The sequence below is a fragment of the Edaphosphingomonas haloaromaticamans genome, assembly GCF_001853345.1.
Taxonomy (GTDB): domain Bacteria; phylum Pseudomonadota; class Alphaproteobacteria; order Sphingomonadales; family Sphingomonadaceae; genus Sphingomonas_E; species Sphingomonas_E fennica.
Map to the genome: position 1 here is coordinate 2,953,672 of NZ_MIPT01000001.1, position 1,221 is coordinate 2,954,892.

1 protein-coding gene and 1 pseudogene are annotated in these 1,221 nt (G+C 70.3%); one reads left to right on the forward strand and one right to left on the reverse strand.

The features are described 5' to 3' along the window. A partial coding sequence (locus BHE75_RS25005) for a M17 family peptidase N-terminal domain-containing protein (protein WP_302622707.1) occupies positions 1–652 on the reverse strand: 652 nt, incomplete at its 3' end. 248 nt (positions 653–900) lie between these two features. Here BHE75_RS25005 and BHE75_RS13600 point away from each other — a divergent pair. Further along, positions 901–1,221: pseudogene (locus tag BHE75_RS13600) on the forward strand (LPS-assembly protein LptD); the annotation flags it as partial.

A 1,221-nucleotide genomic window follows, 5' to 3' on the forward strand; every position in this document is an offset into this window, starting at 1 on the left:
CNNCNANCACCNNGATCTNCACGCCGAGGTCCTTGAGCGGCTGGCAGCGGGCGACGAAGCTTTCGGGGTAGATGATGTTGGCGGGCTCGCTCACCAGCTCGCGGGTGAAGGCGATGCCGTCCGCCAGCGCCTTCAGCGGCGCCCAGGCGGCCTCCGCCTGCGCGGCGAAGCCCTCGCCCGCGCCGACGATCACGATTTCCTCCAGGCTCGGGCGTGATTTGGCCGGAAGCTTGGTGCGATAGACGTCGTGGCGCCAGCCGCGCAGCAACGCGCCGAAGGCCACCTGCGCGGCCGCCTTGCCGGCCTCCCCATCGCCGAGCGGCGAAAGATCGATCACGAGGCGGGTTTCGCCCGAGGTGAGCAGGCGGGCGACGAGCGCGCTGCCCGCCTTTTCGAAGCCCGACGGATCGGCATCGCCGCCCTTGCCGGCGCCGGCCAGGATCACGCGGCGAACGCCGTCGCCTTCCGGCAGGACCGCCTCGGCCAGGCCGCCGGCATCCCCTTCGAAGCGCGCGCCTTCCGCCGCGCGGCGGGCAAGCGCGAGGGCCGCGCCCTCCAGCCCGGCGCGCGCCGCGGGATCGGCCCCGCCGGCCACAATGAGGGCGAGCACATGATCGCCCTCGGGGCGGACGGCGGCAAAACGCACCTGCATCGGAACATGCATCCTTCTGTTGAGTCTTGCCCCATCTAGAGGCTGATCGCCGCAGATTGAAGATGGCGACGGCGATCGCCGATTTTCGCCCGCCGAACGCCGGGCTGCGACGGGGCACGCAAAGGGCGTGTTGCAGCGGGCGATGGAGGGTGCGATAGGCGGGCGCTCAGCCGTTCGTTCCGGCTTTCGCGTGGGGGATCGTGATCCAGTTCAAGCCGATATGCCTGACAGCCCTGCCGCTGGCCCTGATGTGGGCCCAGCCGCTGCTCGCGCAGGATTTGCAGGATCGCGAACAAGGCCCGCCGCCCGCAGGCGGCACGCCGCTTCCCGCGAACGATCAGGAGGTGACGTTCAGCGCCGCCCAGATCGAATATGACGATGACGCCGATATCGTCACCGCCACCGGCGACGTGCGCATGCTGCGCGCCGGCAGCCGGCTGCGCGCGGAGAAGGTATCGTGGAACCGCAAGACGGGCGAGGTGACGGCCGAGGGCAATGTCGCCGTCGTCAATCCCGCCGGCGACACCGCTTATGGCGACAATGTGCGGCTGACCGACACGCTGAAGGAC